Source organism: Saccharothrix xinjiangensis (genome assembly GCF_039527585.1).
GTDB lineage: Bacteria > Actinomycetota > Actinomycetes > Mycobacteriales > Pseudonocardiaceae > Actinosynnema > Actinosynnema xinjiangensis.
In genome coordinates this window covers 173,923-192,334 of the sequence record NZ_BAAAKE010000001.1, presented here as the reverse complement: position 1 = coordinate 192,334, position 18,412 = coordinate 173,923, and the positions used below count along the sequence as shown (strand labels likewise).

General features: G+C 71.8%; 17 protein-coding genes. 9 read left to right on the top strand and 8 right to left on the bottom strand.

All coding sequences use genetic code 11. The features are described from left to right. Positions 1–18 precede the first annotated feature (18 nt). Together ABD223_RS00915 and ABD223_RS00910 are read right to left on the bottom strand one after the other, a co-directional pair. Entirely contained in the window at positions 19–858 is an 840-nt protein-coding gene (locus tag ABD223_RS00915) for a DUF4097 family beta strand repeat-containing protein (RefSeq protein WP_344033844.1), read from the bottom strand. Between the two features lie 108 nt (positions 859–966). Next, positions 967–1,458, bottom strand: coding sequence for a toxin-antitoxin system HicB family antitoxin (locus ABD223_RS00910; protein WP_344033843.1), 492 nt, complete (start codon positions 1,456–1,458; stop codon positions 967–969). Positions 1,459–1,910: 452 nt separating this feature from the next. Here ABD223_RS00910 and ABD223_RS00905 point away from each other — a divergent pair, with 452 nt between their 5' ends. After that, the gene (locus ABD223_RS00905) at positions 1,911–3,086 is read left to right on the top strand and encodes a Fic family protein (protein WP_344033842.1); all 1,176 of its coding nucleotides are present in this window, start codon (positions 1,911–1,913) and stop codon (positions 3,084–3,086) included. A 140-nt stretch (positions 3,087–3,226) separates the two neighbouring features. Here the strand turns inward: ABD223_RS00905 and ABD223_RS00900 are convergent, their stop codons facing one another. Together ABD223_RS00900 and ABD223_RS00895 are read right to left on the bottom strand one after the other, a co-directional pair. After that, positions 3,227–4,093, bottom strand: a complete 867-nt coding sequence (locus ABD223_RS00900; protein ID WP_344033841.1) for a tetratricopeptide repeat protein — start codon at positions 4,091–4,093, stop codon at positions 3,227–3,229. A 181-nt stretch (positions 4,094–4,274) separates the two neighbouring features. Next, complete coding sequence (locus tag ABD223_RS00895; protein WP_344033840.1) at positions 4,275–4,505, bottom strand: transcriptional regulator; 231 nt, start codon at positions 4,503–4,505, stop codon at positions 4,275–4,277. A gap of 168 nt (positions 4,506–4,673) precedes the next feature. Between ABD223_RS00895 and ABD223_RS00890 the strand changes: the two genes are divergently transcribed. Beyond that, positions 4,674–4,988, top strand: coding sequence for a helix-turn-helix domain-containing protein (locus tag ABD223_RS00890; protein ID WP_344033839.1), 315 nt, complete (start codon positions 4,674–4,676; stop codon positions 4,986–4,988). A gap of 59 nt (positions 4,989–5,047) precedes the next feature. Here ABD223_RS00890 and helR read toward each other — a convergent pair whose 3' ends face one another. Continuing rightward, positions 5,048–7,237 carry an RNA polymerase recycling motor ATPase HelR gene (helR, locus tag ABD223_RS00885; protein ID WP_344033838.1) on the bottom strand — a complete coding sequence of 730 codons (2,190 nt, stop codon included), beginning with the start codon at positions 7,235–7,237 and terminating at the stop codon, positions 5,048–5,050. Positions 7,238–7,281: 44 nt separating this feature from the next. Further along, positions 7,282–8,508: a glycosyltransferase gene (locus ABD223_RS00880; protein ID WP_344033837.1), complete on the bottom strand. Its 1,227-nt coding sequence runs from the start codon at positions 8,506–8,508 to the stop codon at positions 7,282–7,284. A 340-nt stretch (positions 8,509–8,848) separates the two neighbouring features. Here ABD223_RS00880 and ABD223_RS00875 point away from each other — a divergent pair, with 340 nt between their 5' ends. Genes ABD223_RS00875 through ABD223_RS00860 form a run of 4 tightly spaced genes read left to right on the top strand, consistent with a single transcriptional unit; the run spans position 8,849 to position 13,250 of the window. Next, positions 8,849–9,658: a hypothetical protein gene (locus ABD223_RS00875; RefSeq protein WP_344033836.1), complete on the top strand. Its 810-nt coding sequence runs from the start codon at positions 8,849–8,851 to the stop codon at positions 9,656–9,658. Next, the gene (locus ABD223_RS00870) at positions 9,651–11,771 is read left to right on the top strand and encodes a hypothetical protein (protein ID WP_344033835.1); all 2,121 of its coding nucleotides are present in this window, start codon (positions 9,651–9,653) and stop codon (positions 11,769–11,771) included. Before ABD223_RS00875 ends, ABD223_RS00870 begins: the two co-directional genes overlap by 8 nt. 1 nt (position 11,772) lies before the next feature. Further along, the gene (locus ABD223_RS00865; protein WP_344033834.1) at positions 11,773–12,708 is read left to right on the top strand and encodes a hypothetical protein; all 936 of its coding nucleotides are present in this window, start codon (positions 11,773–11,775) and stop codon (positions 12,706–12,708) included. Next, positions 12,705–13,250: a hypothetical protein gene (locus ABD223_RS00860; protein WP_344033833.1), complete on the top strand. Its 546-nt coding sequence runs from the start codon at positions 12,705–12,707 to the stop codon at positions 13,248–13,250. The genes ABD223_RS00865 and ABD223_RS00860 overlap by 4 nt, the downstream gene beginning before the upstream one ends. Positions 13,251–13,328: 78 nt before the next feature. On the opposite strand, the gene ABD223_RS00855 is transcribed toward ABD223_RS00860, so the two are convergent. Beyond that, on the bottom strand, positions 13,329–14,300 hold the full coding sequence (locus ABD223_RS00855; RefSeq protein WP_344033832.1) for a helix-turn-helix transcriptional regulator: 972 nt from the start codon (positions 14,298–14,300) through the stop codon (positions 13,329–13,331). 95 nt (positions 14,301–14,395) lie between these two features. Between ABD223_RS00855 and ABD223_RS00850 the strand changes: the two genes are divergently transcribed. The 3 genes from ABD223_RS00850 to ABD223_RS00840 all read left to right on the top strand — a co-directional run bounded on the left by ABD223_RS00850 (position 14,396) and on the right by ABD223_RS00840 (position 17,951). Then, positions 14,396–14,812: a VOC family protein gene (locus ABD223_RS00850; RefSeq protein ID WP_344033831.1), complete on the top strand. Its 417-nt coding sequence runs from the start codon at positions 14,396–14,398 to the stop codon at positions 14,810–14,812. A 1,139-nt stretch (positions 14,813–15,951) separates the two neighbouring features. After that, positions 15,952–17,370 (top strand): hypothetical protein, encoded by a 1,419-nt coding sequence (locus tag ABD223_RS00845; RefSeq protein ID WP_344033830.1) that lies wholly within the window; start codon positions 15,952–15,954, stop codon positions 17,368–17,370. Then, a complete protein-coding gene (locus tag ABD223_RS00840; protein ID WP_344033829.1) occupies positions 17,367–17,951 on the top strand; it encodes an HD domain-containing protein in 585 nt (194 codons plus the stop codon). Before ABD223_RS00845 ends, ABD223_RS00840 begins: the two co-directional genes overlap by 4 nt. Here the strand turns inward: ABD223_RS00840 and ABD223_RS00835 are convergent. Then, on the bottom strand, positions 17,936–18,409 hold the full coding sequence (locus ABD223_RS00835; protein WP_344033828.1) for an NUDIX hydrolase: 474 nt from the start codon (positions 18,407–18,409) through the stop codon (positions 17,936–17,938). The genes ABD223_RS00840 and ABD223_RS00835 overlap by 16 nt on opposite strands. Between the last annotated feature and the right edge of the window lie 3 nt (positions 18,410–18,412).

Sequence of the window (18,412 nt, the reverse complement as noted above, 5' to 3'; positions counted from 1 at the left end):
TTTCGTGGTGGTGTTCGGTCAGGCGCGCCGGACGACGACGTCGCCCAGCGAGGTGCGGGCGCGCACCTCGACCCGCTCGTCGGCCTCGGCGGGCGAGTCGGCGGCGGTGAGCCGGTTGTGCACGCGGCCCGCGAGCGAGCGCACGTCCAGCCAGGCGGCCGTGCCCTCGCGGATGCCGACCTCCAGCTCGCCGACGCGGGTCTCCAGCACCACCGTGCCGCGTGCCACGTCGGCGACGCGCACGTGGCCGTTGGCGGTCTTGGCGCGCACGTCGCCGTGCGCGGTGCCCACGTGGATGTCGCCGTTGGCGGCGTTCACCCGGACGTCCCCGTGGACCTCCCCGATCCTGGTGACGCCGTTGGAGTTCCGGACCGCGCAGTGGCCGTCGAGCCTGCCGATGCGCACCTCGCCGGTGCCCGTGGTCACCTCGGCGCGGCCGGTCGCGTGGGCGACCACGACGTCGCCGGTGGCGGTCGCGGCGCGCAGGTCGCCGGTGCGATGCAGGTCGATGTGGCCCGCGGAGGTGGTGATGCGGCACTCGCCGAGCGGGCCGTCGCCGCGGAAGTCGGCGAGCGAGCCGCGGGCCGTGACCGCCGAGCCCGCGGGCAGCCCGACGGTGACGTCCACCGAGCCGGGGCGGCCGAACAGGCCTCGCCAGCGCGGGGTGCGGACGACGAGGCGGTCGTCGGCGAAGTCGACGGTGGTGGACTCGGCGGTCTTGACGTCCTTGTCGTCGTCGGGGTTGGTCGGCTTGACCTCGACCACGGTGTCGGCGCGCTCGTCGGCGGTGATCCGGGCGCCGCCGGCGACCACGTCGAGGTCCAACGTGATCGGTCGCGGTGTGGTGAAAGCGGGCATGGGTGTCCCCCGGTGGTCGTCTGCGGTTTCGCCGTGCGGTGGCGGGCACGGGGTCGGGCGCGGGGTCGGGCGCGGTCGGCGGTGCCGGCGCGGTGCTCGAAGCGGGGGCTAGCGGACCCAGCCGGAGTAGCGCTGACCGCCGGCGGACCGCCCCGTGTGCCGCACGGCCGACCCGCCGAGCCCGGCCGCGGCGGCCCGCACCAGCCACGCGTTGACCGAGATCCCCTCGCGGCTCGCGGCCTCCTCGACCCGCAGCTTCAGCTGCTCCGGCAGGCGCAGGTTGATCCGGGTGACCGCGCCCTCGTCGGGAACCACCGGCGGTGCCACCTCGGCATCACCGTGGCTCTCCACGACACCCTCCGGCACCGCCACCACGAACTCGGGGTCACGGCCCCGCAACCGCACGTCCACGGAGCCCGGCGCGAGGTCCCGGGTGATCTCGTCGGCGGCCGTGGACAAGGCTTCCAGGAGCGTCAACCGCACGGCGTTCTCCAGGGGCGCGGCCAACCTCTCGGCCAGCGCCCTGGCCTCCGCACCGCCGGCCCCGGCGGCCGTGGCGAGCTCGCGGCGGAGGTTGTCGACGTACGGTGTCAGGTCCATGGTGCCAATATGGCACCACAGTGGCACCACCGCAAGTGTCCCTGCCTGCGCGGCGCTCGTCGGCGGTGGCCGGCGGCTGCCGGAAAATGAGTGCTACTCGATCGGGTGATGGGCGGCGGAGGGGCATCGGCCCGGCGATTCCCGGGGCGAGTCGGTTCCGGAGGTTCGCGCGGTCCCTTCCCGTCGACTGGAATAGAGCTGCGCAAGCCTGGTCTCACCAGAATTGACCGGTGGTCCGGTGGGACTCCTCGCCACACCGGTCGTGAGCTGGTCTTATGATCAATTGATCGGTCCTGTGGTGAAACCGCAGAAATACGGACGACACGGGTGGAGCAGTCCTATCGACCGTTCGGCTAGTCGTCGGCACTCTGAGTAAACGGCAGAGAAGTGGCATCAAGCTTCAGTTTGTTCCGGTATTGCCAAGGAAGCGGTTCTCGTAGATGCTCTGCGCCATGAATTCCCGGCCTCTGCCCCCCGGGCAGTGGGTGCCCGTCCCCCCGATGCCCGGCATCCCGGAGCACCTCCTCCGCGAAGGCGCCTACCTCCCCTCGCCGCTGCCCTCGGACCTGTGGCTGCCCATGTCGACCTACCGGTCCTGCGCCGACGCCGAGCACGCGCTCGGCCGCCTCGACGAGGCGGCCGACCGGCTCGGCGTGCGCTCGGCGCTCGTGCGGGCGACGCAGGTCCGCGACGCGAACAGCTCGGCGGGCATGGCCGGGATCGCCATGGGCCTGCGCGAGGCGTTCGTCGTCGACCTGCTCCTGTCCCGGGGCGCGCCGCCGCTGGAGGGCACCGGGCACGAGGCCGTCGCGCCCTACCGGCGGGCCTACGAGCACGGTGTCGACCGGCTCCGCGCCGGCGTGCCCAACGACGTGGGGCTGGTGGGGCAGATGGCCGCGATCATGGCCGGCCGCCCGCCGGACCGGCCCGGGGACGTGCTGCGCGACGCGCCCGGCCGGCTCGGCGCCAAGCCGGAGGACGCCTACCTGCTGACCGCCACCGGCGCCCACCTGGTCGCGCTGCTGGAGCAGTGGTCGACGTGGTTGCGGGACGAGGACCGGCAGCCCCGCAGCGCGCAGATCGCGATCGCCCACTACCAGCTGGAGGTGCTGCAACCCTTCCCGACCGCGAACGGGCACGTGGCGCGCCTGTTCTCGCTCCTGGAGCTGGTGCGCACCGGCCTGCTGCGCGACCAGGTCCTGCCGCTGTCGGTGTGGCTGGACGACGCCATGCCCGACTACCGGCGGCAGCTCCGCGCGGTGGTCGACACCGGCATGATCAACCAGTGGGTCGACTTCTTCACCGCCGGCCTGCGCGCCCAGGCCCTCGCCCAGCTCCGCCTGATCGCCCGCCTGGAGGAGCTCGCCGCCGACTACGCCCGCCGGCTGCCCGTCAAGGGCAGGCTCCCGCAGGTGGCCGCCGAGCTGATCGGCTTCCCGGTGGTCGACCACCCCTGGCTGTGCGAGCGGCACGGCGTGACCGCGAGGGCCGCCACCGACCTGACCGCCAGGCTCGTCGACCTGGACATCCTGGTGCCGTGGGAGTCCCGCGGCTACCGCCGGGTGTTCCTCTGCCCCGACGTGCTCAACCTGCTCGCCGACGACCCGGACACCACCGCCCACTTCTGACCGCGACCTCCGACCGCAGCCTTCCAGGCGCGACCGAACAGGGAACCCGCACCGGACCGATGAACGAACCCGACGACCACCACGCCCGCCCCTGCCGCCGCTCGGGCTGCCACCGGGCGCACTGCCACCACCGCCGCCGCTCAGCGGACCGGACCGGACCCCGGTTCGCCGCCGGCCTGCTCATCCAGCTCGTCCTGGCGCTGGTCGGCCTGTTCCGGGAGTGACTCCAACCCCGCCACCAGGTCGCGCACCCGCTGCGCGGCCGCGTCGTCCACGCCGATCAGCAGCGCCAGCGCCCGGTTGAACGCGCGGTGCGCGGCCGACCGGTCGCCGGACAACCACAGCGCCCGCCCGAGCAGGGCGAGCGACCCGGCCCGGTCCGGCGCGCCCGCGGGATCACCCGCCTCGTCGAACACCTTGTCCGCGCGCGCCAGGTACCGGACCGCCGCGCCCATCCTGCCCACCTCGGTCATCAGCTCGCCGAGGCGGGTCAGCGCCCGCGCCGCCCCGGGCAGGTCGCCGTGCCGGAAGGAGGTCTCCAGGGCCTCGTCCGCGCAGCCGACGACCCGGTGCATCCGCCCCTGCGCCCGGTAGGTCTCCGCCAGGTCGTCCAGGGCGGCCGCGGTCGCGGTCGGGTCGTCGTCGCGGACCCGGTGGACGGCCAGTTCGCGCATCCCCTGCGCGGCGGCGAGCTGGAGGAGGCCCCGGGCGCGCAGCGAGCGCGCGCCCCGCCGGAAGGCGGTGGCCAGCACGAGCGACGTGGGCAGCACCCCGGCCAGCCGCGCGCCGGCCTCGTGCAGCGACCGGCACCAGCCCTCGTCCGCGTCGGCGGGCACCACCGGCCACACCTCCGCCAGCAGCGCCGCCGCGGCCTCCGGCTCATCCGCCGCCGAGCGCAGGGCGTCCGCGACGCGCTCGCGGTTCGCGTCGAACCAGGCGCGGGGGTCGGGGGAGCCCACCAGGTCCCGGCGCAACGCCGCGGCCGCGTGCCGTGACTCGTCGCTCACCTGCCGCTGTCCTCCCGCCGCCGAACTTCGCGCGTTGGCCACTGGTCACATCGAGTTCGACCGCTTCAACGCTTCTAGTGTCACGCATTCGGGTGAGTCTCCACAGCAGGGGCCGGCCCACTCCACTCGCCTACGCGTGCCGGGCACCTGAAAAGACTCCTCCCGTTGACACGGAGAGTGGTCAACGTGGCACGGAGACGATCTCGAACAGGTCGTGGAACTGCATCGGCGCGAGCGCGGTCAACGCGCCGCCGATGAACGCGGGACCGGGTTGGAGCGCGCCGCTGAGCACGCGGGTGACCGTGGAGCGGTTGACGTCCATCGCCCGCGCCAGGGCGTAGTCGGACCGGAACCCCGCGAGTCGCACGGCTTTGGTGAAGGCTTCCGAGCGGAGCCTGATGGTGTGTGGCATGGCGGGCCTCGGGCTTTGTCGTGTGCGCACACCGTCTGGCGTGTGCGCACAACAGTAACCCGGTTTCTCGGACGCAACGGCTTTTTCCCTTGTGCGACAACAACTTCGCACTTCACCGTGCCGGCCGCGCGTGGCGCGTGTTGCGTCCGGACCCCTAACATCACCCCCGTGACCACGCGCTGGTGGCAGTACGTCGAGACGAACCTCCGCAACCGGGGGCTGAAGACGGGCGACCTGACCAGGGTGACGGGCGTCGACCGCAGCCGCATCAGCGAGTGGAGGCGGGGCAAGGGGGTCTCCCTGGAGACCGCGCGCGCCGTGGCCCGCCTGTTCGAGGCCAGCCCGCTGGAGGCGTGGGTGGCGGCCGAGCTGATCACCGACGACGAGGCTCGGCTCCAGCGCACCCGCCCCGACCCCGCCGACCTGACCGACCAGGAGCTGATCGCCGAGCTGACCCGCCGGCTCGGGCGCGCGAGGGACTGACACCGCGCCCGAGCCCCGGACCCCGGCGGAGGACACCGCCACCCGCGCGCCCACCGGCGTCAGGTCCGGGCGGCCTCCCCGACCTCGACGAGCCCGACCAGGGACCCCGGCAGCGGCTCCCGGTGCAGGACGCCGAGGCGTTGGGTGGCCCGGGTGAGGGCGACGTACAGCTCGGCCGCGCCGCGCGGGCCGTCGGCGAGGATCCGACCCGGTTCCACGACCAGGACGGCGTCGTACTCCAGGCCTTTCGTCTCCGACGCCGGCACCGCGCCCGGCACGTCCGGCGGGCCGATCACGACGCTGGTGCCCTCGCGACCGGCCTCGTCCCGGACGAACTCCTCGACCGCGGCGGCCAGTTCGTCGTCGGCGACCCGCCTGGACCACGGCCGCACGCCGCACGAGCGCACCGACTCCGGCGGCCGGACGCCGGGGGCGAACCCGGCGAGCACGCCCGCGGCGACGGCCATGATCTCCGCCGGGGTGCGGTAGTTCACCGTCAGCGACCGGTAGACCCAGCGGCCGGGCACGTACGGCTCCAGCATCGCGCCCCACGACCGGGCCCCGGCGGGCGACCGGCGCTGGGCGAGGTCGCCGACCACCGTGAAGGACCGGCCCGGACAGCGCCGCATCAGCACCCGCCAGTCCATCTCGGACAGCTCCTGGGCCTCGTCGACCACGACGTGCCGGTAGGTCCAGTCGCGGTCGGCGGCGGCGCGCTCGACGAGCTCGCGGGTGTCGCGTTCGAGGAAGCGGTCCGCCAGGTCCTCGGCGTAGAGCAGGTCCGTGGCGAACAGGTGGTCCTCGTCGTCCATCGAGTCCTGGCGGCCGACGAGGTTGTCCAGCACGCCGGCCGCGTACGCGGTCTCCGCCCGGCGCTCCCGCTCCGCCTCGCGGTCCGCGGACTTGTCGCGGCCCAGCAGGTCGACCAGCTCGTCGAGCAGCGGCACGTCCGACACCGTCCACGCCTCGCCGTCGGCGCGCCACAGCGCCGGGTCGCCGCCCGCCGCCCGCAGCCGCTCGGCGGACGAGTAGAGCGACGACAGCAGCGCCTCCGGCGTCAGCACCGGCCAGAGCAGGTCGAGCGCGGCGGTGAACGCCTCGTCCTCGGCCAGCTCCTTGACCAGGTCCGCCCGCAGCTGCTCCCACGCGTCGCGGTCGTCCCTGGTCAGCCAGCCCCGGCCGATCCGGGCGATCGCCCGCTCGGTGAGCACGTAGGTGATGATCTCGGTGAACACCCCGCGGGCCTCGTTGTGCGGCAGCCCGCTCGCGCGCGCCTCCTCCCTGGCCCACTCCGCGGTCGCGGCGTCGATCCGCAGCGCGACGTCCCTCAGCTCGATCGGCAGCGGGTCCTCCGGCAGCCGCTGCCGGTCGGCGACCGCCGCCGCGAGCACGTCGAGGACCTTCAGCGAGCCCTTCAGCCGCGCGGCCGCGGGCGCGTCCTCGGCGGTGGCGCGCAGGCCGGGCACGAGGCCGCCGGGGGTCGTGAAGACCACGTCGGACTCGCCCAGCGACGGCAGGACGCGGCCGATGTGGTTCAGGAACGCCGGGTTGGGGCCGACCACGAGCACGCCGTGGCGCTCCATCCGCTCCCGCTGCGTGTAGAGCAGGTACGCGACGCGGTGCAGCGCCACCACGGTCTTCCCGGTGCCCGGACCGCCCTCGATCACCAGCACGCCCGGGTGGTCGAGCCGGATGACCTCGTCCTGCTCGGCCTGGATCGTCGCCACGATGTCGCGCATGCCCTCGCCGCGCGGCGCGTTGACCGCCGCGAGCAGGGCCGCGTCACCCCGCCCGGCGCCGTCCCCGTCGGGGCGGCCGAGCACCTCGTCGGTGAAGTCGACCACCCGGCGCCCGCGCGCGTGGAACTGGCGGCGCCGGCGCATGCCCTCCGGGTTCGCCGCGGTGGCGACGTAGAAGGCGCGAGACGCCGGCGCGCGCCAGTCGAGCAGCACCGGCTCGTACCCGTCGCCCTCGTCGAACAGGCCGATGCGGCCGATGTACGAGCACTCGCCGGACGCGCTGTCCAACCGGCCGAAGCACAGCCCGTTGTCCGCCACGGCCAGCCGCTTGGCCTCCTTGGCCAGCGCGCGCACCTCGTCGTCCCGCTCCAGGTGGGTCCCGCCGGTGCCCCGCAGCGCCGCGTCGTACCCGCCCTTCACCCGGGCGCGCTCGGCGTCCAGCCGCGCGTAGAGCCCGGCCACGTAGTCGCGTTCGGACGACAGTTCTTCTTCGTACCGCTGAGTTGACACGTGTTCCTCACTGCGCCGTGCGGGTGTTCGATCCGATGGGTGGTTCACGCGGCCCTGCCCCGGCCGGCCTCGTCGAGCAGCAGCGCCGCGGCCACCGCCGCCCCGTCGGCGCGGACCGCGCCCGCCACGGCGGTCGCCCGCTCGCGGACCGCCGGGGCCAAGGCCTCCGCGAGCGCGGCCGACAGGGACGCGGTGGTCGGCGTCGGGCCGTCGTGCGCCACGCCGACGCCCAGCCCGGCCACCCGGCCGGCCCAGTACGGCTGGTCCGCCGCCTGGGGCACCACCACCTGGGGCGCGCCGGCGCGGGCGGCCGTCGTCGTGGTGCCCGCGCCGCCGTGGTGCACGACCGCGGCCACCCGGCGGAACAGCGCCTGGTGGTTGACCTCGCCGACGGTGAGGCAGTCGTCCCGGTCGTCGACCGGGCCCAGGCCGGCCCAGCCGCGCAGGACGACCACCCGGCGGCCCCGCGCCCGGACCGCCTCGACGGCCACCCGGGCGGGGTCCTCCGCCGCGTGCAGGGGCATGCTGCCGAACCCCACGCACACGGGCGGCTCGCCGCCGTCCAGGAACGCCGCCAGGTCGTCCGGCAGCGGCCGCTCGTCCGCGAGGAGCCACGGGCCGGTCTGCACGACGTCGAGCTCCGGCGACCCGCGCCACGGGTCCAGGACCGGGTCGGTGGCCAGCCACGGCCGGGCGCCGACGACGTAGTCCCGCACGTCGGCCACCGGCGGCAGGCCGATCGACGCCCGGTTGGTGTTGAGGGCCTCGCCGAACAGCGCGTTGACGTGCCCGGCGTCCAGGTCCCACAGCACCCGGTTGTCGGTCACCCCCGGCGGCAGCGGCCGGCCCGCGTACGCCAGCGGCGGCCGGTGCGGCGACGGCAGCGTGAGCTGCTGGAAGGTGACGGACACGGAGCGGACGCCCAGCTTCTCGGCCACCGACAGCGCGCCGGCCGCGGCGGGCATCATGCCCGTCGCCACCAGCACGTCGCACCCCTCGGCGGCCTCCGCGACCGGGCCGAGCTGGCCCGCGATCAGGTCGGCCGCCCGCCGGGGCAGGTCCGCGGGCGACGGCGCCGCGAGCGTCAGCGCCCGCGCCGACGGGCCGACGGGCACCAGCGGCACGTCGACGTCGGCCAGCCGCCGCGCGAAGTCCTCGTCCGGCGGCGCGCACACCCGCACCCCCGCGCCGAGCAGCCGCAGGTGCACGGCGAGCCCCACCAGCGGCTCGACGTCGCCGCGCGACCCGTAGGTCGACAACACCACGCGCATTCCGCGTTCCCCCGTTTTCACCGCTCTTGGCCTGAGGCCGGAATTCTGCGCCACCACCGGGGCCTTGCCGCAAGGCCCCCCTCGTGCTATACGTTGAGGTGGAAAGAAGTGGGCAGTCCCCCTTTCCACCTCCGCGGCACCCCTCCCTCGGCCGGTCGACCCGGAACCGGTTCCCGGAACCGACTCGCGGTGGCGCGGCCACCGGTCGCCCGCCCCCGGCCCGCCCGCCCTGACCTGCCGGCAGCGCCTCCGCCCCGGTCGTCGGGGCGGCCGTGACTACGAGACCGCGAGCCTCTGGGGCAAGGACCTTGTGGCCCACTTCGACGAGGTCTGCAACCGAGTGTCCAGGTACTGCGTCGTGTTCACGTCCGCCGACTACGCGCTCGACCGCGTCCTGCGCAGCCGCGAGGACTACGTGCTGCCCGTGAGGTTCGACGACACCGACCTGCCCGGCCTGCGGGCCTCGATCGGCTACCTCGACGCCCGCAGGAGCTCCCCGGCCGACGTCGTCGGCCACCTGATGACCAAGCTGGGCGGCGCCCCGGACACCCGGGAGGTCCGCGCCACCGTGCTCGCGCTCCGCGCGGACGGGCCGGCCGACCTCGACGCCGTCCTGGACCGGGCGGCGGCGGACGCCGGGATCGCGATCGACAACCGCAGGTCCGAGCGCGGCCTGCTGGTGGCGACGGTCGCGCACGGCGCCGCCTCACCCGGGCGGGTGCTGGAGCGGTTGGTGCCCGCGATCGAGTCCGCCTGGGGCGAGCGCACCGGGCAGCCGCTGCTCATCGGGGCGCACCGCGGCGTCGTGCCGGGCGGGGACGACTGGTCCTGCGTCGACGTGTCCACCGCCGTCGACGCGGTGGACGCGCACGCCGTGCGGGCGCTGCTGGCGGTGGCGGACGGCGCGGACTGCGCCGTCGCGGTCTCGCAGCGGCTGTACGACGAGGTGGTCCGGCTCGACGCGAGGAGGGAGCGCTACCGCGGGCTGCCCCTCCCGGGCGGCGCGGCGGTGTGGGTCCGGGTCCCCGGCTACGACAAGCCCCCGGCCCCGCCCGCCCCGGCCGCCCGGGACCGGGGCCCCGGTCAGGTCCGCATCACCACGGTCGGCGACCACGCGCGCATCGAGCACCTGGGAGATCGCCATGGCTGAGCAGGAGCCCTCGGAGGACGCGCCGCCGGAGGCCTCGGAGCCGAGCGCCGAGCGGGTGGAGGAGGAGCAGTCCGACGACGCCCACCAGAAGGCGAGCGACCCCGACCTGGCCAACCGGTGGTGGACGCGGAACATCGCGATGGACGTCGCCATGCAGGCCCTCGTCGGCGGCGGCACGGCCAACGTGTTCATGGGCGACGCGAGCGTCGGGCACCTCGGAGACCGCGACCGCGGCGCGTCCTCCGGGCACCTCGGCGTCGTGGTCCGCAGCGGGCCCGTGTCCCGCGCGGTGCTCGACCGGATCCGCGAGTCGTACGTGGAGCCCAGCCGGTACCAGGAGACCAAGCGGCGCCTGGAGGAACTGCGGCTGGTGCTGATCCGCACCCGCCGCGGCAGCGGGCGCACCACCACCGCGCTGAGGCTGCTCGACCAGCTGTGCCGGGCGGGCGTGCGCAAGCTGGACCCGGACGTCAACGTCAAGACCCTCCGCGAGGACGACCTGGAGGACAACCACGGCTACCTGCTGGACTCCCCGGAGGCCGAGCAGGCGCGGGCGCTGCGGTCCTACCAGGCCGAGCGCATCGGCGCCCTGCTGGAGAGCAAGGGCTGCCGGCTGGTCGTGATCCTCGACGAGTCGACCCCGCTGGACCTCGTCGACCTCGTCCACCACGTGGTCGACGACCTCGGCTCGGTGACGCCCGCGGAGGTGCTGCGCAGGCACCTGGCCGACGTCGACGACGCGCTGTTCGAGCACGACGAGGTGCGCGGTGTCGTCGAGCAGTTCACCGACGACACCCCGTGCGGCGAGGTGGCCGAGCTCGCCGGCCTCCTGCGCGAGGTGGCCGACGGCACGGTCGCCGTGGAGCAGCTGGCGGAGCGGTGCTCGCGCGCGGGCGAGGCGAACTTCGTCGAGTGGTTCGACCGGCAGACCGACACCGACCTGCTGGCGTTCGTGATCGCGCCGGCCGTGTTCAACGACGAGTCCGTGCAGCTCGTGTCGGCGGCCGCCGAGATGCTCGCGGACCGGATCCGGCAGGTGGAGCTGCCCCGCCGCGCCGACCGCGCCCGCGAGGTGTTCAAGGTGCCGTTGGAGCAGCGGGTCCGCGAGGCGCGGGCGAAGCTGGTGCCCGACACTCAGGAGCTGACCTTCGGCAAGGTGCCGGTGCTGCGCGTCCGCTTCGAGGACAACTCGTTCCCGTACCGGGTGCTGCGCCACGTGTGCGCCCAGTACGACCAGGCGAACCGGCTCGTCCGCGACTGGCTGCTCGACCTCGGCTCCATCCCGGGCGAGCAGGTCCGCATCCGCGCGGGCATGGCCGCCGGCCTGCTCAGCCTCCAGGACTTCCCGGCGGTCTACGAGCTGATCGTCAGGCCGTGGGCCGTGTCCGGCGACGAGAACGAGCGGTGGGCGGCGGTGGCCGCGCTGCGCATCCCCGGCAGCCAGTCGGAGCTCGACCACGTCGTGTACCGGATGTTGAAGGGCTGGATCAGCCACGGCAACAGCCTCGAACTGCGCACGACCGCCGCGCGGGCCCTGGGTTCCACCGAGGCGATGAGCCCGGCGGCCTGCCTGCGGCTGCTCCGGTACGCGGCGCGGCACGCCGACTGGGACATCGCCCTGGCCATCGGCGAGAGCGTGACCGAGCTGTTCTGCCGGGTCGACGACCCCGGTCAGGTGCTCGCCGCGCTGGTGCGGTGGAGCGACGACGACGAGCACCCCAAGCGCCGCGAGACGGCGGTGCTGGCGCTGGTGACCATGGCGTTCCGGGTCACCGTGCGGCTCGACGAGAGCGTCGAGCCGTGGCCCGCCCTGATCTGGCAGGCGGAGCACGTCCCGGCGCAGCGGCGACAGGTCGTGCTGCTGTTCTCGCGGCTGCTCCAGATGGCCCGGTTCATGGGGCGCGGCTACCACGTGCTGCGCGAGTGGACCAGGCGCGCGAACAAGGAACCCGCGCTGCGCGAGCCGCTCGCCCGGCTGCTGCTCGACATCGGCGCCGAGTCCGACGAGCTGGACAGCATCCGCTACTACCTGGAGGCGTGGGGCGACGAGCGCGACGGTCCCGCCAAGGCCGTGCGGGCCGTGCTGCGGTACTTCGACGAGAGAGGAGAGTGACGTGAAGGTCGTGCAGCAGCAGGAAGTCGACCGGGCCGGCCTGCGCAAGGCCAACCCCGCGACGTCCGGGCATACCGCGGTCGTCTACCTGAACAAGCGGGGTGAGTACGAGCTCGGCGCGGGCCGGATGACCATGGGCGAGCTGTGGCTCAGGACTCCCCGGGAGATGTACACGGTGGACGTCACACCGCACGAGCGGACCTTCTCCCTCGCCCTGCCGTCGCGGGAGGAGGCGTTCAGCTTCTCGGCGAGCGTGCGCAGCACCTGGCAGGTCGCCGACCCGGTCGCCGCCGTGCGGGCGCAGCTGGAGGACCCCGGCAGGTCCGTGGAGCTGTTCCTGGAGGAGCGGCTGCGCGAGCACACCAGGGGGTTCGGCGTCGAGGAGTCCGCCGCCGCCGAGCGGCAGATCAACCTCGACTACGGCGACCGGGTGCTGAACCTCTCCGACGCCGTGGTGATCAAGAGCTGCCGGGTCGTGCTGGCCCTCGACGAGGGGACCAAGGCGCACATCGCCGACCGCACCATCGGCCTGCGCGAGCACGAGAAGCACGAGCTGGAGCGCGAGCGCGCCCGCCGTCAGCAGGAGCTCGAACAGGAGAAGGTCGAGCACGAGCTGATGCTCAAGCGCAAGCGGATGAACGTCTACGCCAAGGCGCTGCGCGAGGACGACCAGAACGTGCTGGCGCTGATGCTCGCCGGGCACGGCGAGGACGCCAACGCCGTCATCGAGCTGATGATGAAGCAGAAGCAGCTGGAGTTCGGCGCGGCGAAGGAGATGCTCGACCGGCTGCTCGACGCGAACCTGGTCAACCGCAGGGACGTCGGCAAGATCATGGCCAACGCGGGCAACGCGATCGTGAGCGGCATCCAGGGCGGTCGGAAGGAGTTGCCCGCGGAGGCGGAGCGGGCCGACGAGGAGGACCGGGAGGAGCCATGACACCGCTCGCGGAGTTGCCCGTGTTCGGCGGCCCGGTGCTCCTGCTGGACCGCGCGCTGGAGCACACCGGGATGCCGCTGTGGTTGCGGGGCGCCGTCGAGCTGGCCCTGGTGTCCGTCGTGGCCTACCTGGTGCTGCGCCTCCTCGCCAAGCGCCTGCTGCCGTGGATGGCCGTCGCCCTGGTCCGCCCGGCGCTCGGCCTCGTCGGGGTGGCGCGCGTGGTGCTCCTGCTGCCGGACCTCGCGGTGGCCCGGTGCTTCCGCAGGGCGGGGCGCGTCCCACCGGAGCTGACCCACGCCTACGGCTCACTGGTGATGGCCCTCGGCGACGGGGCGGAGGAGGCGGTGCGCCGGGGCGTGCCGCTGCTGTCGGCGGGTCGACGCGCGCGCGGCTGGGTGCTGACGACCGTGCTGGTGCTCGCCTTCCTGGCGTGGAACAACGAAACGTGCGCACCCGGCGCCGAACCCGCGTGCGCCACACCCGTCGCGCGGTGGACCGACGCGCTGACCACCTGGGTCGACGCGCAGTCGGCCGAGGAGTGACCACGAGCCCCGTCGTGCCTGCTCAGCGGGCCCGGCTGCTCCCCACGGACGAGGCGGCCCGCCCCGGGGGAACCCGGCTCAGGCGCCTTCGCCGGACCCGTCCGCCGCCTCGGCGAAGCGGCGGGCCAGGCGCGCGAAGGCGTCCCTGAGCCCGGTCGGCCCGACCACCTCGACGTCGGCGTCGAACCTGCCGACGGCGGCGGCCAGGGCGGGCCACGACCACGAGCCCAGGGTGAGCCGGCAGCGGTCCGGGCCGAGCTCCTCGACGACCCCGTCCCCGGCGAACGGCGACACCTCGGCGGCGGGCAGGTGGAGGACCACCTCGCCGCGGCAGGGCCAGCCGCCGGAGCCGCCGGAGAACCGGTCGGCGACGAAGGCGGCCACGTCGCCGCCGGGCAGGTCGCGCCGCGTGAAGCGGGGACCCGTGGGCACGCGCGGCGTGATCCGGTCGACGCGGAAGGTGCGCCAGTCGGCGCGGTCGAGGTCCCAGGCCACGAGGTACCAGCGGCCGGCCCGGGTGACCAGGTGGTGGGGCTCGACCCGGCGCGGTGGCCGCGCGTCGTGACCCGGCGGGGACGCGTAGTCGAAGCGCAGCACCTCGCGGGCGTGGACGGCGCCGCTGACCGCCACCAGCACGCCGCTGTCGACCCGCGGCGCCGCGGACCGCTCGACGGCCGTGACCCGGAGGGTGTCGACGCGGTGGCGCAACCGCGAGGGCATGACCTGCCGAACGGTGTTCAACGCCCGCGCCGCGGCCTCCTCGACCCCGACGCCGCCGGTGGCGGCGAGGTGGAGCCCCACGGCCAGGGCGACGGCCTGCTCGTCGTCGAACAGCAGCGGCGGCAACCGCGCGCCCGAGCCGAGCCGGTAACCCCCGTCAGGGCCCTTGGTGGTCACGATGGGGTAGCCGAGCTCGCGCAGGCGGTCGACGTCGCGGCGCACCGTGCGCGGACTGACGTCCAGCCGCGAGGCCAACAACTCCCCCGACCAGTCCCGACGCGCCTGCAACAGGGACAGCAGCGCCAGCAGACGGGCTGAGGTCTTCGGCATGGAACCCATCCTGCCCAAAGAAGAGGACACACCCTGGCCACTTCCCCTGCGACCGTTGCCCGGAGCCAGACACCGAGTCCGAGCAGGGAGCGACCTTGTCCGTCACGACCACGACCCACCTGAACTTCCGGGGCGACGCGCGCGCGGCGCTGGAGTTCTACCAGTCCGCGTTCGGCGGCCACCTCGCCGTCGTCACGTACCGGGACGCCGGTAACACCCAGGAAGAGCCCGACCAGGTGATGTGGGGCCAGGTGCTGGCCGAGAACGGCTTCCACGTCATGGCCTACGACGTGCCCGCGCGGATGGGCTACGACCAGGGCGAGAACCCGTTCTTCGTCTCCCTGCGCGGCGAGACCGTCGAGGAGGTCATGGGTTACTGGGAGGGGCTCTCCGCCGGGGCGACCGTCGTGGTGCCGATGGGCCCGACGGGGTGGGCTCCCGCCTACGGAATGCTGCGCGACCGCTTCGGCGTCGTCTGGGTCGTCGACGTGGTCAGCGGGCACGAGGGCTAGAAGCCGCAGCCACGGGCGGGCCCGTCCCGCCCGTGGCTGCCGGCCGTGCGGCGGCGTGAAGCGCTGCGGCGGGTTCCCCTCGGGACTTCGCGGCGGTGACTGCGTTGCGTCCAGGCAGCGTTGTCCTGACGCAGCGCATTGGGCGTTGCTGCTGCGCGCCACTTCCGGGTTGAACGTGCCGAATCCGTTTGACAGCACCGGAATCCTTTGGCTCCTCAGGGGACACGCTGGTCTGGGGGCTGGGGAGCTCGTGGACGTGACCGACGTCCGGAGCGAGGCGGCCTGACGGTCGGTGCCCTGGAGCCTGAGTGGCGACCTGCCCGAGCGCCCCGACCGTCGAGCCGCGGAATTCCTCAGCCTCACGCTCCGTTGCGCCCAGGCGGCGTGTCCCTCTCCCGCAGAGCTGGATCTGGATTCGGCAGGCGCTGCCGCTTCGTTGTAGTTGCGAGGTCGCGGGCGGCTGGGTTACTCGGCGAAGTAGGGCGTGATGCGGTTCTGGAAGCCGTGGTCGATGCGGGGGCGGATCGAGCGGTGGATGGATGGTGAGGGCTTGGAGGGCTTCGCGGGCCACCAGGTCGGGGACGTTGTGAGGGTGGCTTGCACCCGCCGGAACAGGACTGGGAACGCCGGTGCCCGGTCGGTCGACGTGCTCCCGACTGACCGAAAAGATCAGGCCCCGAGCGCGAAGACGCAGCTCAGGGCCTGATTCACCCGGCGAAAGGTGAGTGCCCCCGGCAGGATTCGAACCTGCGACACACGGTTTAGGAAGGCGCGTGGGGCAGGTGGCGGCTCGTGCCTGCTGACCTGCGCTGGAGCGGCGTCCCGTCGCCCGCGATCGCGTGGCCGTTTCGCGATGGCTTCGCGTTTCGCGCGCTGCCCCCTGGGCGGCCCGCCCATGATCCGATGGCAAGACGGCGCAGCCGTCGCGGCAGTCGATCGCCGTGCCCAGCCACCGTAGCTGGTTGACCGCGCGATCGCCCCGTGCGGCAAGGCTCGGAAGCCTCGGCCTCAGCCCCGTTCCCCAGACGTCGTCGCCCGGACACACCGCATCAGGCGTCGTCCTGCGCGCCGCCTCCGGACCACGTGCACCGACTCCGCGCACGGTCGCCGGGCGGAGCGGAGCGGGAGCCCGGCGTGCCGTGATGCGGGGAGTCGGTGCCACCGTGCCCCCGGCCTGCCACGCGCTGCCGCAGGCGGCGCGCCTTGATCTCATAGAGCTTAATTCGGCAGCTGGCGTGCATAATCTCTACATGTCTGCGTCTATAGGTACATCGGTCCTCGACGTGCTGGACGGCTTCTTCGGCTCCAACTGGCAGGCCGCTGACGTCGAGGCGTTGCCTGAGAATCGGCTCTTGGAACTCGCACATCAGGTCGATTATTTCTATGAGAACTGGACGATTAGATCTACTGTTGAATCTAAATTTCGTGCGTATGCAGGCGGGGCTGCGGTGGTCCAGCCAGGCGCTCCGGGAGTTCCGTTCGTGCGAAGTGCTCTTTTGTATGCGGATGAGATAGTGATTCATTGCCCTCTGGATGAATGGATATTTAGAAGGCGTGGAACGTTTCGCGTTCCGGGTGAGTACAGAACAAATAATCCTCTATTGCGAATAACTCACGCCCCTCCAAATTCCATTAACGAGGGATCATTTTGGACGGTGGAACGCGGGGAAAATGTCGTTAAATTGAAGCGCGCCTTAGACGTGCTTTTGCGGTACGAGGCCCCCATTCGCGATGGCTGGATGATTCCCGTCCCTCACTTGCGTTACTGGAAGGCTAAAGAGGAAAGTATCTGGACGCAGGTTCGGAAGGATGTGCTCGACCTCGATTTTCATCACATTCTCGATCGTAGATGGGAAAGTTTTCCGGCTGTTGCGGATTTTCTTCGGGGTGGCGAGCTGACTCCAGGTGCCGGGTGGCATCCGCAGGACGCTGCTAAGGCCAGGGCGGAATCTCCCTCGCTATACTTCAATAGGACGCTGGCTATCGGCCACTCCGCTCAGGCCCGCTTCACGCCTGCTGCTGACTCCGACATGGCGCTGCTTGTCAATAAAGTCAAGCAGGCCACGCTGTTGAACAGAGAACTCCGGGACGCTTTGTTGCTCAGATCTCTAGACGGTTTTACTGTTCCTGACTGGGACGACATGAGCCTTTCGGAAATTTGTTCAATCCGGAGGCAGGAGGAAAGCTTTGCTGCATGGCGTACGGAGCTGTCGAGTCTGGTCGCAGGAAAAAGCGTGCCAACTGAGTCAAACCTTAACGAAGTCCAGGATTTGTTGAGAGAGTCTGTCGTTCACCTAGTGGAGGGTCTCAAAGCCTCTGTCCGAGCGGAACGCACGCTGGCTGCAAGATTGAGTCGTGCTCGGATGAAGGCTATGGATGTTGGTTTTCTAGGTGTCGCACTAGCGATGCCCGGATCGGTAGGATGGCTAATGGGCTTGCCTCCCATTTTGAAGATGGCAGTACAGACTTTGATTGCACCTTCTGGAGGTGCGGGATCTGTTGCTTTGCGATTGGGTAAGTCGAATGTTTTCAATGTCAATGGCGGTGTAGCTCGATGACGTGGAAAGGTGGTGTAAATGCTTTTGACTTCGCGTATGGTGTTGCGGAGCGCTGCCTCAGAAACTCCCTGCCTCGTCGTTGGGTCCATGTGCAGGGCGTGGCGAAAAGGGCTGGATTGAGTAGGTCTCTCTTTTCATCTGAGGACGGTGAGGTTCTGGTGGCGGCTGCAATGCTGCACGATGTAGGCTACTCCCCTGGGCTTGTAAATAGCGGTTTCCACCCTTTGGACGGTGCGCTGTATCTACAGTCACTGGGGTGTCCGGAGCGAATTTGCGCACTCGTGGCCCATCACTCGTGTGCGTATAAAGAGGCCAAGCTTCGCCAGCTCACAACGGAGTTGGCTGTCTGGGAGGACGAGGATACGGACGTCCGTGATGCGCTCTGGTGGGCAGATATGACAACCACTCCGGATGGCTATCCTACAAATGTCGCCAGTCGGATCAGGGAAATCCAAGAACGGTATGGGCCAACCGACCTTGTAACGGCCTTCATATCAGAGGCAAAGTCCGAATTGGTGGCTGCGGTAGAGCGGACGGAAGAGCGGTTGAGAGTGGCGGGGCTGGGTCACTTGGCGAAGTAGGGCGTGGTGCGGTTGGCGAAGCCGTGGTCGATGCGGAGGCGGATCGACGGGTGGATGTTGAGGGATTCCAGGTCTTCGCGGGCTACCCAGTGGACTTCGCTGGACTCGTTGCTTGTGCGCAGTTCGCCGCCGACCAGGCGAGCGCGGAAGCAGATGGAGAACTCTTGGCGGACCTCGCCGTCGGTGTAGGAGATGACGTGGGCCGGGTCGGAGTAGACGCCGATGATGTCGGTTGGCTCGACGTCGATGCCGGTTTCCTCTTTAACCTCGCGGATGACGGTGTGGCCGATCGTCTCGCCTACGTCTTGGGCTCCGCCGGGGATGGAGTAGAGGTCGTTGTCGGTGCGCCTGATCATCAGTAGGCGGCCTTGGTCGTCCTGGACGAACGCGGTTACCGCGACGACGATGTTGGTCGCCTTGGGGGCGTTCGGGTCGTTGTAGTGGTCTGTGCGCGCCATGGC

Bases quoted from the DNA above. Each gene is read 5' to 3' on its own strand.
- ABD223_RS00915 (WP_344033844.1), bottom strand. From the start codon at position 858: ATGCCCGCTTTCACCACACCGCGACCGATCACGTTGGACCTCGACGTG.
- ABD223_RS00910 (WP_344033843.1), bottom strand. From the start codon at position 1,458: ATGGACCTGACACCGTACGTCGACAACCTCCGCCGCGAGCTCGCCACG.
- ABD223_RS00905 (WP_344033842.1), top strand. From the start codon at position 1,911: ATGAATTCCCGGCCTCTGCCCCCCGGGCAGTGGGTGCCCGTCCCCCCG.
- ABD223_RS00895 (WP_344033840.1), bottom strand. From the start codon at position 4,505: ATGCCACACACCATCAGGCTCCGCTCGGAAGCCTTCACCAAAGCCGTG.
- ABD223_RS00880 (WP_344033837.1), bottom strand. From the start codon at position 8,508: ATGCGCGTGGTGTTGTCGACCTACGGGTCGCGCGGCGACGTCGAGCCG.
- ABD223_RS00870 (WP_344033835.1), top strand. From the start codon at position 9,651: ATGGCTGAGCAGGAGCCCTCGGAGGACGCGCCGCCGGAGGCCTCGGAG.
- ABD223_RS00860 (WP_344033833.1), top strand. From the start codon at position 12,705: ATGACACCGCTCGCGGAGTTGCCCGTGTTCGGCGGCCCGGTGCTCCTG.
- ABD223_RS00855 (WP_344033832.1), bottom strand. From the start codon at position 14,300: ATGCCGAAGACCTCAGCCCGTCTGCTGGCGCTGCTGTCCCTGTTGCAG.
- ABD223_RS00840 (WP_344033829.1), top strand. From the start codon at position 17,367: ATGACGTGGAAAGGTGGTGTAAATGCTTTTGACTTCGCGTATGGTGTT.
- ABD223_RS00835 (WP_344033828.1), bottom strand. From the start codon at position 18,409: ATGGCGCGCACAGACCACTACAACGACCCGAACGCCCCCAAGGCGACC.